The sequence below is a fragment of the Tenacibaculum insulae genome (genome assembly GCF_964512435.1).
Classification (GTDB): Bacteria; Bacteroidota; Bacteroidia; order Flavobacteriales; family Flavobacteriaceae; genus Polaribacter; species Polaribacter insulae_A.
Window position 1 is genome coordinate 1,018,119 of record NZ_OZ208512.1, and the last position, 14,205, is coordinate 1,032,323.

The following is a 14,205-nucleotide window of genomic DNA, read 5'->3' on the forward strand; positions in this document are numbered from 1 at the left end:
AATATATAATTTCTATTCTTCGAATTCTTCTCTTAAAACTCTTTGAACATCTAAAATTGTTTCTTCTTCTAAATCGGTTCTTTGCACTAACATTGATACGTCTTTTTCAAGAACACTCTTTGCGGTATCTAAACCTATTTTTTTGAATTCGGCAATTACCCAAGCTTCGATTTCATCAGAAAATTCTGTTAATTCAACATCTTCTTCTTCAATACCTTCGCGTTGTACGTCAATTTCGTAACCAGTTAAATCACTTGCTAAACGAATATTAACTCCTGAACGACCAATTGCTTTTGATACTTCTTCTGGTTTTAATAAAACATTTACACGTCCTTTTTTACCATTTTTCTCTTCCTCGTAAAGTTTAATTTCTACTGAAGTTACTTTGGCTGGACTTAATGCTCTTGATACGAATAACTCTTCGTTTTTGGTGTAATTGATTACATCAATATTTTCGTTACCTAATTCACGAACAATTCCATGAATACGAGAACCTTTTACACCAACACAAGCTCCAACAGGGTCAATTCTATCATCATAAGAATCTACTGCTATTTTTGCTTTATCACCTGGTATTCTTGCAACTCCTTCAATGGTAATTAAACCATCAAATACTTCTGGAATTTCTTGTTCAAATAACTTAACCAAAAATGCTGGCGAAGTTCTTGATAAAAGAATAACTGGTTTATTACCTCTTAATTCTACTGATTTTATAACTCCACGAACGGCATCACCTTTTCTAAAAAAATCTGAACGAATTTGCTCACTTTTTGGCAATACAATTTCGTTTCCTTCATCATCTAACAAAATTACTGCATTATGACGAATATGGTGTACTTCTGCACTATAAATTTCACCTTCTAAATCTTTAAATTGTTTAAAGATATTGGTACTATCGTGTTCATGTATTTTAGAAATTAGGTTTTGACGTAACGCTAAAATGGCACGTCTTCCTAAATCTATTAACTTTACTTCTTCCGATACATCTTCACCAATTTCAAAATCTGGCTCAATTCTTCTTGCTTCAGCAAGTTCAATCTCTTCGTTATCATCTTCAGAAAAACCATCAGCTACTACTATACGGTTTCTCCAAATTTCTAAATCTCCTTTATCAGGATTTATAATTATATCAAAGTTATCATCAGAACCAAACCTACGTTTTAATGCTGCACGAAAAACTTCTTCTAAGATAGACATTAATGTAACCCTGTCTATACTCTTATTATCTTTAAACTCTGAAAATGATTCAATTAACGCAATATTTTCCATTTCATTCTCTTATTAAAATATGATCTTCACTTTTGCTTCCTTAATCTCTTCATACAATAAAACCATTGTTTTTTCTACTGTATGTTTTCCTTTACCTATTGGCTTAGGCTCTCTTGCTTTCCAAAACAATGTAATATTTTCATCTGTTGCTTCGGTTAACGTTCCTTCAAATTCTTCGGTTGCTGTTTTAACTTTCAGAATTCTATTTACATTCTTTTTATACTGGCGTTTAACCGTAAGTGGATGTGCAATATCAGGCGTAGTAACTTCTAAAGAAAAATCTTCTTCCTCTCTATCTAAATTGTTTTCTATCTTTCTGCTTATACGAATACACTCATTTAAAGGTACTCCAGAATCACCATCAACAATTACTTTTATTTTACTATTAGCCAAGAACTGTAAATCGATTAAATATAACGATTTATTTTCTTCTAAAGCTTCGTGTAATAATTCTTTTACTATCTCTTGATTCATCCTAAGGTATAAAAAGAGGGGACTCACGTCCCCTTCATCTATCTAATTAATAAATTTGCTGCAAATATAGTAAGTTATTCATTAACATACAAATATCTTTCTTATTCAAAATATTTTTCGTAATTTGAGAGAGCTACTTACTTCTAAATCTTTTCATTATGAAAAAAATATTACTTCCAGTCGATTTTTCTAAGCATTCAGAATACGCATCTAAGCTAGCTTGCAAAATTGCTTTAAAAACAAAAAGCGATGTACATTTAATTCATATGGTAGAATTACCTAGCGGATTTGCAGACATGGGTGCAGGAACCAACATTAGTATTCCGGAAAGCATGTTGTATATTAAAAAAATTAAAGAAAAACTTTTAGATTATAAAGAACGTTTTTTCTCTGAACTTGATGATGTTTACCATGCCATACGTTTTCAAAACCCTTATGATGGAATTAGAGATTATTCGAAAAAAATTAATGCCAATTTAATTATTATGGGATCTAAAGGACACACTGCTTTAGAAGAGATTTTAATAGGTTCTAATACCGAAAAAACCGTTAGAAACTCTGAAATCCCTGTAATTATCACTAAAAAAGAAACCGACGATTTTAAACTTAAAAAATTAGTTTTCGCCTCTACTTTCGAAAAAGATGAAGCAAAGGCTTTAGAAGGTTTTTTGCGTTTTGCTAACATGTTTGATAGTGATATTTATTTTTTGAAAGTAAATACGCCTCAAAAATTTGAAAGCACTGCCGATTCTAAAAATAAAATAAAAGCTTTTATAAAAAAGTATCAAATAACAAATTATTCGTTAAATGTGTATAGCGATAAATCAGTGCAGGATGGTATTTTAAATTTTTCGAGTGAAAATGATATCGATCTTGTTTCGTTAGCAACTCACGGAAGAAGTGGTTTATCTCGTTTTTTTAACGAAAGCATCTCGGTAAATTTATCTAAAAATGTTTTAAAACCTATTCTTACTTTTAAGATTTAATAAAGACAACTTGTTTTTAACGGATATTTTGATTTTTAAACCAATTATATACTCGAAACTCGCTATTTTCTTTAATATCCTGCCAAAAAAGATTGATATCGCCTGCATGATAATTTTTAAGAAATGACATAAAAAAACGTAACGGAAATTTTGGATTAGAAGACCAAACTAAGCCATCAGTAATTTCAATTTTTAGCGCTTCAGAATACATTTTACCATTGCTATATAAAAACCCCTTGTGCTGCTGTAATTCTGTTTTTTTTGATGCATCCCATGTTATCGGATTTGTGGTAACACTTCCTTTATACCAATTTTTATTATTAGGAAAATTTCCTTTTTTAAAAGTGTTCCACGAAACAAAACCACCAGTTTCTTTAGGTGAAACCATTGGCTTTATCGATTTAAATTCATTTTGTTTTACTCTCATTCCAGGAATAAAAGCAGCGATTAACCTTTTTTGTAAAGGCTTTTCATCAAAAAAATCTTTTAATAACTGAATTGCATGTCTAGATCCCTGACTGTGACCAGCAATAATAATGGGTCTGTTTTTATTGTACTTGCTTAAATAAATTTCAAAAGCACTTTTTACATCTTCATACGCAAGGTTTAAAGCTTTATCGCCACCTATTTTATATTTTTGATTAAAAGACCTGTAATGTGCTTGTCGATAAAAAGGAACATATACTTTTCCTGAAGTAGCAAAAGCAGATGCTTGAAATAAAACTGCACTATTAATAACTTTATTATTTTGTGCTTTATCCGTTATTGGCACATTCCAACGGTTATCTTTTTTATCTGTATTTAAAGTTGGATAAATATAAAAAACATCTGCCCGTAAAGTATCCGTTTCTTTAGAAGCGTATTTTTTAAAATTTTTAGGATATTTTAAAGGCAACACCGCCCAAGAGCTTTCTAACTCGTAATTTGGTTTTGGCGGAATGTTAGATTGATTAAAAACTTGTGTATTGTAGGTAGATTTACAACTACTAAAAAGAATAATTAAAAATAACGGAATTATAGTTTTCATATTTTTAATAAAATTTACGGCAATAAATAAACCAAAAACAACTAATTTAAATTACTTATTCTTGGTTTATAAAACACTTTTAATTTATACGGTTTATTTCCAATAATCAGCTACCCAAGGAGCAGGTCGCACGTATCTGTACCACTTACCTCTACCACCTTTAATAGCATTGTGCGGATTTATTTCTCCATGAAAAATAATAATTTTTGATCCTTTAGGAATGGTTGGTTTTTTCCAAAAAGCTAACGGAAAACGAGATACACAATCGTATTTAAAACTAGGACACCATTCTTTTGGCCAATATTGTAAATCTGAATTATCGTTAATACTATGAGTTAAATATTCTTGTTCGTTTCTATGAATTTTTCTTATTTCATCAAAATTCTTTAAAAAATCATCAAAAACATATCCGTGCTCACCTATATCAAATCTGTAAACAGACGAATTTCCTGTAATTCTCCACGATCTCCAACTATGATCTTTTATAATTCTAAAAGTACCATCAATAGTAAAAAAACAATCAATATTATCAACAATAACAATATCTAAATCTAAAAATAAAGCTCTTCCTTTAAGACCATATAAATCTTTTTTTAAAGTTGTTAATTTTTTCCACATACGTTCAGGAATATCTGTTCGGATGTTCATTTCAGGAATTTCATAACAATCTACCTCATCTATAATTCCAGTATTATCATCAGTAAAACAAACCATTTTAAAATCGAATGATAAGTTTTTTTTCACCATAGCATGTAGCCTATTTACATATTCTGCTCCGTAAAGAGTTCCCCATTTCATGCAAAATATATACTTCATTTCTGTGTCTTTACTACTCATTTTATATGTTTTTAAGCAAATCTTCGTTCTATAATTTCTAATAATCGGATTTCGTACGCTTCTTTTTCTGTCCAATCATAATCTGGTTTTATCATTTTATTGATAAATTTTTTAGCTTCTTTTTCTGTTTTAAAAGTATTTAACTGAGAAACAACTCTATTAAAATCACTTTGACTGCCATTAAACAAATGTTTTACAAAAACAATACGATCATTTAAACCTATTTGAATAACATTTTGCAAATGATCGTTTAATGATTTTTTCGAATCTGCTTTTTCAAACAAATCTGCCATTACATCAACAGAAATAGTGCCTTCTAATTCATCTTCAAGAGTAGGTGTTTTCTTTTCTCCCACATCCTTCACATCGTTTTTAACTGCATCATCTTCAAATAATAAAGATTCTAATTCATCAAAAGGTTGTTCTGTAATTATTTCAACCTCTTTTTCTTCAGTAATTTGAACTTCTTCTACAATTTTATCGGTAGTAATTTCAGTTTTCACTTCAATTACCTCTTTCCTTTCTTCTAATTGATGTACTATTTTATTTTGATCAATTAAAACTGAATCTCTTTTACTTTTTTGAACCCTAACCTCTTCTGCAACAACAATATCTTGTAATAATGCTTCTTTAGATTTTGAAGGATTTGGCGTGTTATTAATATATTCTTCTACATATGCTAAAACCGACAATTTTTCATAAACCTCATAAGCTTTTTGCTTCAATTCAAACACATCTTCTTTGTTTTTCATCTGTAAGATGCTGTGTGCTAAACTGGTTAAATCTGATGCTAATTTTTTGTGCATAAGTTGTTGTTTGAATTTAATTTTTGCGCGTAAAATTTAATAAATTTGTTCCTTGTTCGAAAGTAATACAAAAATCAATAATTAGAGCTTAAAATTACAAAATGTTTCTTGAAAATACAGTAAATCATACAGAACAATTTGGTTGGATTGAGGTAATTTGCGGCTCGATGTTTTCGGGTAAAACCGAAGAATTAATCCGTAGACTTAAACGTGCGCAGTTTGCTAAACAGCGCGTAGAAATATTTAAACCATCAGTAGATACGCGTTACGACGATGAAGAAGTAGTATCTCATAACGAAAACAGAATCCGATCAACTCCAGTACCTGCATCTTCAAACATACGTCTTTTAGCTAACAATGTTGATGTTGTTGGTATTGATGAAGCACAGTTTTTTGATGATGAAATTGTTGCCGTTTGCAACGATTTAGCCAACAGAGGTGTGCGTGTTATTGTTGCTGGCTTAGATATGGATTTTAAAGGAAATCCGTTTGGACCAATGCCTGCTTTAATGGCCACTGCCGAGTATGTAACAAAAGTACATGCCGTTTGTACTCACACTGGTAATTTAGCACATTACAGCTATAGAAAAGCTTTAAGTGATGATTTGGTTTTATTAGGTGAAACCCAAGAATACGAGCCTTTAAGTAGAGCTGCTTATTATAAAGCTGTTAAGGCACAAAACAAAAAGAAAGAAAGTTTATCTGATGAATAACCACGTTACCGTTTTAGAAATTAACACAAAAGCTATTGAGCACAATCTTGCTTATTTTAAGCAAAAACTAAATGCTGAAACCAAAATTTTAGCAGTAGTAAAAGCTTTTGGTTATGGTAGCGAAGCGGTAGAAATAGCTAAAACACTACAAGATAAAATAACTTATTTTGCAGTAGCTTATTCACACGAAGGTATTGCTTTACGTAATGCAGGCATTAAAACACCTATTTTAGTTTTACATCCTCAAATTCAGAATTTAAAAGAAATTATAAAGTTTAGGTTAGAACCTAATTTGTATAATTTTAAAATTTTTGATGCTTTTTTAAAGCTAGCCGATGAAGAATTATTAATGAATTATCCGGTTCATATAAAATTTAACACTGGCTTAAATCGATTAGGATTTTGGCATACCGATACTCCAACGATTATAGCTGAAGTAAAAAAATCGAACAATGTAAAAGTTGAATCTATTTTTTCGCATTTAGCAGCAAGTGAAGATCCTAATGAACAAGAATTTACCATTGGTCAAATAAATAATTTTGCATACATCGTAAAACAAGTTTACGAACACTTAGGCTACGAACCGATGATTCATATTTTAAACACATCAGGAGTTGTAAACTTTCCGCAAGCACAATTTGACATGGTTCGATTAGGAATTGGCTTGTTTGGTTTTGGAAATAACGAACAAGAAACTGCACAATTAAAAAACACACATACTTTAAAGTCAATCATTTCTCAAATAAACTTAGTAAAACCAGGGGAAACAGTTGGCTACAACAGAGCTTTTGTAGCAAACAAACCTACACGAAGCGCCACGATTCCTATTGGGCATGCTGACGGAATTTCAAGAAAATTAGGGAATGGTACAGGCTTTGTTTTTATCAACAATCAACCAGTTCCTATTATTGGTAATGTTTGTATGGATATGATTATGGTTGATGTTACAAAAATTGAATGTAAAGAAGGGGATGAAGTTATTCTATTTAATCATCAACAACACATAAATTATATAGCTCATAAGTGTGAAACTATTCCGTACGAAACATTAACGGCAATATCACAACGCGTTAAAAGAACTGTAAAAAAATAAACTTTATCTTGATATTACAAAACACATAGATTTTAGGGTAGTATCAAATTATTAATAAGCTCTCTTTTTACAAATTACAACTAATAAAAAAAGGATTCAATACCTTAAATAGTATTGAATCCTTTTTTTATTATAATTTTCTTACCAAAAACTACTTATTCATATTTTCGGTCGCTCTCTTTTCTAATTCTGCCTGAAACTCTTCCATAACAGGTTTCACAGTGCTATCAGGTATTTCAGCAACTTTAATATACATTAATCCATCTATCGCATTATTAAACTTTGGATCTACATTAAAAGCAACCAAACGTGCGTTTTGTTTCACGTATTTTTTAATTAATACCGGAATTCTTAAAGCTCCTGGTTCAATTTCATCAATAATTTTATCAAATTTTTGCATATCAGCTTCGGTAGCATCAAACACAAAATCTTTATCAGCATCTTTTAATTTAACCTTAAATTCCTTTTTAGGATAAATATATTGTGCAACATAAGGATCGTAATAATGAGATTTCATAAACTCTATCATTAACGACTTAGAAAACTCTGAAAATTGATTACTAATACTTACACCACCCATTAAATATTTATATTTTGGATAACGTAAAGTAACATGCACAATCCCTTTCCAAAGTAAAAATAAAGGCATTGGTTTTTGCTGATAATTTTTAGCGATAAAAGCCCTACCTAACTCAATAGTACTTTGCATCATTGAATATAATTCAGGCTCTATTCTAAACAATGTATGGATGTAAAAACCGTTAATTCCATACTTTTTATAAATGTCCTTACCTAATCCCATTCTGTAAGCACCAACAAGCTCTTTTTTAACATTATCCCATAAAAATAAATGGTGATAATATTTATCAAACTTATCTAAATCAATCGCTTTATTGGTTCCTTCACCTACCTCTCTAAAGGTAATTTCTCTTAACCTACCAACTTCATGTAAAATATTCGGAATCTCTTTTGCGTTTGCAAAAAACACTTCGTAGTTTTTACTTTGCAACAACCTACTTCCTTTATCTCTTAACTCATCAACTTCTTTAATAAACAAACTAGGAGCTCTTTGAGTTGTTATTTTTTTTGCTTTCTTCGGAATTTTTAAATTTTGAGAAGACAAAATATTCGGAGACGCTTTTTCAAAAGGATTCGCCAACATATATGTTTTCTTTCTTATAAATTCGTAAAAAGAAGGTACATCACTATATTGTTCTTGATCTTTTACCGAAATAGCTTTTCCTATTCGTACTTTTATAACTCTGTTTTTTTGAGAAATTACTTCAGACGGAAGTTTTGCCGTACGTAAAGTTCCGCTAATTTTAGATAAAAGATAAAATAACTGACTGTTTTTAGCGTGAAAATAAATAGGAATAACTGGTACTTTCGCTTTTTTAATTAAACGTACAGCGCCATCTTCCCAAGGTTTATCCACCATTAACTTGCCATCTCGATAAGTAGAAACCTCTCCTGCCGGAAAAATACCTAACGGTTTTCCTTCTCGCAAATGCAATAATGCACTTTTTATACCTGCCACACTCGATTTTGCATCCTTTCTTGTTTCAAAAGGATTAACTGGCATTATATAAGGCTTTAAAGGCTCAATTCTGTGTAGTAAAAAATTAGCAATTATTTTATAATCTGCTCTTTTTTCAATCAATAATTTTAATAATAAAACTCCGTCTATTCCTCCTAAAGGATGATTAGATATGGTAATAAAAGGACCATCTTTTGGAATCCTTTTTAAATCTTCTTCTGGAATTTCGAATTCAATTTTACAATCGTTTAAAACACCGTTTAAAAATTCTAAATCCGATTTGTCTTTATTTTTATCGTATATTTTGTTAATCGCAGAAATACGTAAAGCCTTCATCAATAACCAACCTGCAAAAGTTCCGATAACACCGAACTTTTCTATTCCAATAACTTTAGCAATCTCTTTTGATGTAACTATTCCCATTAATTCAAATTTGGCACAAATGCAAATATAACAGAAAATTACGAATTTTACATTTTTATTGTATAACCAACTGTGCCGTTTCTGTGTTTATTTGACGAATAATTGAAGTTCCTTTTTTACGTATTTTTTGAATGGCAGCATCGTTAAAATGACGAATTGTATAAAGAGTAACTGCCTTGTACGATTTGATATTAAACTTTGTTTTAAGTGCATTATAAAAAGCATCAAAATTGTTATACTTATCATCAATACAAACCGAAAAACTAATGGCTGAGTTTTGAATTAAATTAACTTTTAATTGATGTTCATCTAATTTTTTAAAAACATCGCTAATATTACTTTCAACCATAAAAGAAAAATCTTTTGCTGAAATTGAAACTAATATTTGATTTTTCTTTACAATAAAACAAGGTGCTTCTGGTGTTATTTTTTTTCCTCTACCTACGCAAGTCCCTTTATTTGTAAGATCTTCGAAAGAACGAACATATAGTGGAATGTTTTTTTGCTCTAAAGGTTGAATCGTTTTTGGGTGAATTACTGAAGCTCCGTAAAAAGCCATTTCTATAGCTTCGGTATATGAAATTTCATTTAACAATTCGGTTTCGGTAAATACTCGCGGATCTGCATTTAAAACCCCATCAACATCTTTCCAAATAGTAACACTATCAGCATTTAAACAATACGCAAAAACACCAGCTGTATAATCAGAACCTTCTCTCCCTAAAGTAGTTGTTTCTACTCCAACTCCACCTAAAAAACCTTGAGTTATATTTAGTTGAGAAGTAACAATGTTTTCTTTAATTATTTGCTCGGTAAGCTCCCAATTAATTTTTGCATCTCTATATGTAACATCAGTTTTAATATAATCTCTTACATCTAACCATTTATTAAAAACACCTGTTTCTGATAAATAAGCACTAACAATTGTGGTAGATAAAAGCTCGCCAAAACCAACCATTTGATCGTACACATAATTATAATCATTAGATTTATTTCTAGCCATAAAACCACTTAAATCTCCCAATAAATCATCAACCTTTTCATAGGTTTTATGCGTACTACCAAATAAATCATTTAACATTTTATAATGAAAATCTTTAACAATACTAATGGTTGCTTTTAAATTACTTTTTTTATAAAAATAAGCATCGATAACATCTTCAAAAGCATTTGTCATCTTTCCCATTGCAGAAATAACCACTAAAACATTCTCACCACCTTCGTGCTGTAATACACGAACTACATTTTTAACTCCTGCAGCATCTTTTACCGATGCTCCTCCAAACTTAAATATTCTCATTACAAAACTGTGTTAAGTTTTCTTTATTCATATGGCAAACTCTCCATTCATTATAAACGGTTGCTCCTGTTTTTTTATAAAAATCTACTGCATTAACATTCCAATCCAACACTTCCCAGGCAACTCTATTATAATTATTTTCTTGTGCATATTTCATTACCGAAGCATATAATTTTTTCCCAGCTCCAATTCCTCTTTTTGCTTCAGTAACCATTAAATCTTCTAAATGAATTGCTTTTCCTTTCCAGGTAGAATAACGTTCGTAAAAAAGAGTCATTCCAATAATAGTTCCGTTATCCTCTTCAGCTACAAACGTTTTAAACTTCGGATTATTAGAAAAACCATCACAAATAATATCATCAACAGTAATTTGTACTGCATTAGGTTCTTTTTCAAAAACTGCCAATTCAATAATTAAATTTAATATTGATTGGGCGTCTTTTTTTTCTCCTGGTCTAATTATAAAACTCATTTATAAAAAATTTTGTGTAAAGATAATTTTTAAAACATTTTATAAAAACAAATAAAAAATTTAAAACACATCTGTTTTTTTTGTTCAAAATTTTAAAATGCGAAATCGTTGTAGAAACGTAAAAAAGTTGGCATCTTTGTACAAACAACATAAAAATCACTATGAACAACAAGAACATGACTCTTGGTGAGTTTATTATTGAAAACCAAAAAGACTTTAAATACTCTTCTGGCGAATTATCTCGCTTAATAAATTCTATTCGTTTAGCTGCCAAAGTAGTTAACCATGAAATAAGAAAAGCTGGTTTGGTTGATATTACTGGTGCTTCTGGAGACATTAATGTTCAGGGAGAAACACAACAAAAATTAGATGTTTTAGCCAACGATTTATTTAAACAAACTATAATTAACAGAGAAATTGTTTGCGGTATTGCAAGTGAAGAAGAAGATGATTTTGTTGTTGTTGAAGGAAAAAACAAAACAAACGAAAACAAATATATTTTATTGATGGATCCTTTAGATGGTTCATCTAATATTGATGTAAATATATCAGTAGGTACTATTTTTTCTATTTACAGAAGAGTTTCTCCTGTAGGTACTCCGGCAACCAAAGAAGATTTTTTACAAAAAGGACGCGAACAAGTTGCTGCTGGTTACGTAGCTTACGGTACCTCAACTATGTTAGTTTTTACAACTGGTAATGGTGTAAACGGATTTACATTAAATCCTGCTATTGGAACTTTTTACTTATCACATCCAAATATTAAATTTCCTGAAAAAGAAGCTATTTATTCAATTAATGAAGGAAATTATGTACACTTTCCGCAGGGAGTAAAAGAATATTTAAAATATTGTCAAGAAGAAAAAGATAACAGACCATATACGTCAAGATATATCGGATCTTTGGTTTCTGACTTTCATAGAAATATGTTTAAGGGCGGAATTTACATGTACCCAACAAGTACCATCGGACCAAAAGGAAAATTACGTTTATTATATGAATGTAATCCGATGGCTTTTATTGCTGAACAAGCGGGAGGAAAAGCAACTGATGGTTATAAAAGAATTTTAGATTTAGAACCTACCGAACTACATCAAAGAGTTCCTTTTTTTTGCGGAAATATAAGCATGGTTGAACAAGCCGAAACTTTTATGGCTAAATATCCTGAAGACGCAAATTACTAGTATAATAACATTTATTTATACCCAAATAAATTATAGATAAGGCAAACAGTTGTTTGCCTTATTTTTTTGAATTATTTTTACATTTATATAAATGAAAAATTAAACTATTAAAAAACATACAATTATGGCTTTCGAATTACCAGAATTAGGATATGCTTACGATGCATTAGAACCAAATATAGATGCAAGAACTATGGAAATTCACCATAGCAAACACCATAACGGATACACCACTAAGTTAAATGCTGCTGTTGCCGGAACAGATTTAGAAGGGAAATCTATTGAAGATATTCTTGCTAATTTAGATATGAGTAACGGAGCTGTTCGTAATAACGGAGGTGGATTTTACAATCACTCTTTATTTTGGACAGTAATGAATCCAGAAGATAGAGGTTATTTATCTGGAGATTTAAAAGATGCTATTGAAGCTGAATTTGGATCTAAAGAAGCTTTTATCGATGCTTTTTCTAAAGCTGCAGCGACACAATTTGGTTCTGGTTGGGCTTGGTTATGTGTACATCCTGGTGGTAAAGTAGAAGTTTGTTCTACTCCAAACCAAGACAATCCATTAATGCCAGGTGTTACTTGTGGCGGAACTCCTATTTTAGGATTAGATGTTTGGGAACACGCTTACTATTTAAACTACCAAAACCGTCGTCCTGATTATATTGATGCTTTCTTTAAAGTAATTAACTGGAACGAAGTTGAAAAAAGGTATGCTAACGCTAAATAACAATTGCATTGCTATTTGCATTTCAATCTTATAAAAAAAATCCGAAGCTTAAAAACTTCGGATTTTTTTTATTTATAACAACTTAAACCAACTTTGTTAAAGCCATAATAATTCCTAAATGCATACCTTCATGTAAATTATTAAAAATAATGGCTGATTTAAATGAATCTAATAAAAAACCAGCACTTGTTTTATATTCATTAAACTCAGTAAAAATTCCTGCTTCAAAATCTTCTTTTAAAGTATCTGGTAATCCTAGTAATAATTCTTTTACTTCCTCTAACTCCTCTTCCGAAAAAGTTTCAGTTGGCACTGTACCTTTTTTATATTTTTCTATCAATTCATCAGAAACCAAGCAGTTTAATCCTGATAATTTATAATGTAATAATTGTTGTGTAACTACTAAATGAGCAACATTCCATGCAATATTATTATTAAATCCTTCTGGAATTTTGTGCAACTGTTCTATCGATAAGCCTTCTATTTTTTTTAAGACTAATTCTCTCGATTTTTTTAAAGCTTCAAATTGTTTATTCATTTTTCTGTTTATTTTAGCTACATCAAAGATAATTATTAAACCATGAAGAAAGTATATTTTTTACAAACTTGTGATACTTGCCGACGTATTTTAAAAGAAGTAAATATTGAAGGCTTTGAAAAGCAAGAAATAAAATCTAACCCTGTAACGATTACTCAATTAGAAGAAATGCGAAAACTAACGGATAGTTACGAAAGTTTGTTTAACAAACGCGCGAAACTTTATAGAGAGATGGATTTAAAAAATCAGCAAATAACAGAAACTGATTACAAACAATATATTTTAAATGAATACACCTTTTTAAAGCGACCCGTTTTTATTGTTGATGATCAAATTTTTATAGGAAACAGTAAAAAAGTAATTGAAAGTTTAAAAGAGCTTGTTAATTAAACATTATAAAAGTAAAAACCTTCAAAATCTTTACGATTATGAAGCTTTTTTGTTGGCCTACAAGGACTCGAACCTTGAATGTCGGTACCAAAAACCGGTGTGTTACCAATTACACCATAGGCCAATTACTTGTGCAAATATAAAAACAAAGTTTTATATTTTATACACAATAATCAATTTTTATAAAAAAATCCTCACGAAATATCGTAAGGATTAAGTTGGCCTACAAGGACTCGAACCTTGAATGTCGGTACCAAAAACCGGTGTGTTACCAATTACACCATAGGCCAATTACTTATTGCGGGTGCAAATATAAAACAAAATTATATTTCAGCAAACATTTTTTATTTTTTTTCATTTAACACAACTTTATGTTAATAACCTTTAAGTTAAGTTACTCAAAATTATATTTTTGTTTTCAGT

Annotated in this window: 15 protein-coding genes and 2 tRNA genes; 6 read left to right on the plus strand and 11 right to left on the minus strand. The window is 30.2% G+C overall.

The genetic code is table 11. The annotated features are described in order from the left end of the window. Positions 1 to 12: 12 nt before the first annotated feature. Complete coding sequence (gene nusA, locus ACN5J5_RS04680) at positions 13 to 1,269, minus strand: transcription termination factor NusA (protein ID WP_418646149.1); 1,257 nt, start codon at positions 1,267 to 1,269, stop codon at positions 13 to 15. Between the two features lie 12 nt (positions 1,270 to 1,281). Beyond that, positions 1,282 to 1,743: a ribosome assembly cofactor RimP gene (rimP, locus tag ACN5J5_RS04685; RefSeq protein WP_418646150.1), complete on the minus strand. Its 462-nt coding sequence runs from the start codon at positions 1,741 to 1,743 to the stop codon at positions 1,282 to 1,284. A gap of 158 nt (positions 1,744 to 1,901) precedes the next feature. On the opposite strand from rimP, the gene ACN5J5_RS04690 reads away from it, so the two are divergent. Further along, entirely contained in the window at positions 1,902 to 2,729 is an 828-nt protein-coding gene (locus tag ACN5J5_RS04690) for a universal stress protein (RefSeq protein ID WP_418646151.1), read from the plus strand. Positions 2,730 to 2,745: 16 nt separating this feature from the next. On the opposite strand, the gene ACN5J5_RS04695 is transcribed toward ACN5J5_RS04690, so the two are convergent. The 3 genes from ACN5J5_RS04695 to ACN5J5_RS04705 all read right to left on the minus strand — a co-directional run bounded on the left by ACN5J5_RS04695 (position 2,746) and on the right by ACN5J5_RS04705 (position 5,399). Next, the gene (locus ACN5J5_RS04695) at positions 2,746 to 3,756 is read right to left on the minus strand and encodes a DUF3089 domain-containing protein (protein WP_418646152.1); all 1,011 of its coding nucleotides are present in this window, start codon (positions 3,754 to 3,756) and stop codon (positions 2,746 to 2,748) included. A gap of 93 nt (positions 3,757 to 3,849) precedes the next feature. Continuing rightward, positions 3,850 to 4,593 carry a glycosyltransferase gene (locus ACN5J5_RS04700; RefSeq protein ID WP_418646153.1) on the minus strand — a complete coding sequence of 248 codons (744 nt, stop codon included), beginning with the start codon at positions 4,591 to 4,593 and terminating at the stop codon, positions 3,850 to 3,852. An 11-nt stretch (positions 4,594 to 4,604) separates the two neighbouring features. Beyond that, positions 4,605 to 5,399, minus strand: coding sequence for a hypothetical protein (locus tag ACN5J5_RS04705; protein ID WP_418646154.1), 795 nt, complete (start codon positions 5,397 to 5,399; stop codon positions 4,605 to 4,607). Positions 5,400 to 5,500: 101 nt separating this feature from the next. On the opposite strand from ACN5J5_RS04705, the gene ACN5J5_RS04710 reads away from it, so the two are divergent. Together ACN5J5_RS04710 and alr are read left to right on the plus strand one after the other, a co-directional pair. After that, entirely contained in the window at positions 5,501 to 6,112 is a 612-nt protein-coding gene (locus ACN5J5_RS04710; protein WP_418646155.1) for a thymidine kinase, read from the plus strand. Further along, positions 6,105 to 7,205 carry an alanine racemase gene (gene alr, locus ACN5J5_RS04715; RefSeq protein ID WP_418646156.1) on the plus strand — a complete coding sequence of 367 codons (1,101 nt, stop codon included), beginning with the start codon at positions 6,105 to 6,107 and terminating at the stop codon, positions 7,203 to 7,205. Before ACN5J5_RS04710 ends, alr begins: the two co-directional genes overlap by 8 nt. Before the next feature lie 151 nt (positions 7,206 to 7,356). Here the strand turns inward: alr and ACN5J5_RS04720 are convergent, their stop codons facing one another. Genes ACN5J5_RS04720 through ACN5J5_RS04730 form a run of 3 tightly spaced genes read right to left on the minus strand, consistent with a single transcriptional unit; the run spans position 7,357 to position 10,937 of the window. Further along, entirely contained in the window at positions 7,357 to 9,165 is a 1,809-nt protein-coding gene (locus tag ACN5J5_RS04720; RefSeq protein WP_418646157.1) for a GNAT family N-acyltransferase, read from the minus strand. Between the two features lie 55 nt (positions 9,166 to 9,220). After that, on the minus strand, positions 9,221 to 10,465 hold the full coding sequence (locus ACN5J5_RS04725) for an aspartate kinase (protein WP_418646158.1): 1,245 nt from the start codon (positions 10,463 to 10,465) through the stop codon (positions 9,221 to 9,223). After that, positions 10,452 to 10,937, minus strand: a complete 486-nt coding sequence (locus ACN5J5_RS04730; RefSeq protein ID WP_418646159.1) for an N-acetyltransferase family protein — start codon at positions 10,935 to 10,937, stop codon at positions 10,452 to 10,454. Before ACN5J5_RS04730 ends, ACN5J5_RS04725 begins: the two co-directional genes overlap by 14 nt. Before the next feature lie 161 nt (positions 10,938 to 11,098). On the opposite strand from ACN5J5_RS04730, the gene fbp reads away from it, so the two are divergent. Together fbp and ACN5J5_RS04740 are read left to right on the plus strand one after the other, a co-directional pair. Further along, positions 11,099 to 12,121, plus strand: a complete 1,023-nt coding sequence (gene fbp, locus ACN5J5_RS04735) for a class 1 fructose-bisphosphatase (RefSeq protein WP_418646160.1) — start codon at positions 11,099 to 11,101, stop codon at positions 12,119 to 12,121. A gap of 124 nt (positions 12,122 to 12,245) precedes the next feature. Next, positions 12,246 to 12,854, plus strand: coding sequence for a superoxide dismutase (locus ACN5J5_RS04740; RefSeq protein ID WP_418646161.1), 609 nt, complete (start codon positions 12,246 to 12,248; stop codon positions 12,852 to 12,854). Positions 12,855 to 12,936: 82 nt separating this feature from the next. On the opposite strand, the gene ACN5J5_RS04745 is transcribed toward ACN5J5_RS04740, so the two are convergent. After that, on the minus strand, positions 12,937 to 13,392 hold the full coding sequence (locus ACN5J5_RS04745; RefSeq protein WP_418646162.1) for a DinB family protein: 456 nt from the start codon (positions 13,390 to 13,392) through the stop codon (positions 12,937 to 12,939). Between the two features lie 42 nt (positions 13,393 to 13,434). Between ACN5J5_RS04745 and ACN5J5_RS04750 the strand changes: the two genes are divergently transcribed. Beyond that, entirely contained in the window at positions 13,435 to 13,782 is a 348-nt protein-coding gene (locus tag ACN5J5_RS04750) for an arsenate reductase family protein (RefSeq protein ID WP_418646163.1), read from the plus strand. 52 nt (positions 13,783 to 13,834) lie between these two features. Here the strand turns inward: ACN5J5_RS04750 and ACN5J5_RS04755 are convergent. Both ACN5J5_RS04755 and ACN5J5_RS04760 read right to left on the minus strand, forming a co-directional pair. After that, positions 13,835 to 13,906 (minus strand) — tRNA-Gln (locus tag ACN5J5_RS04755). Positions 13,907 to 14,000: 94 nt separating this feature from the next. Then, positions 14,001 to 14,072 (minus strand) — tRNA-Gln (locus tag ACN5J5_RS04760). Positions 14,073 to 14,205 lie beyond the last annotated feature (133 nt).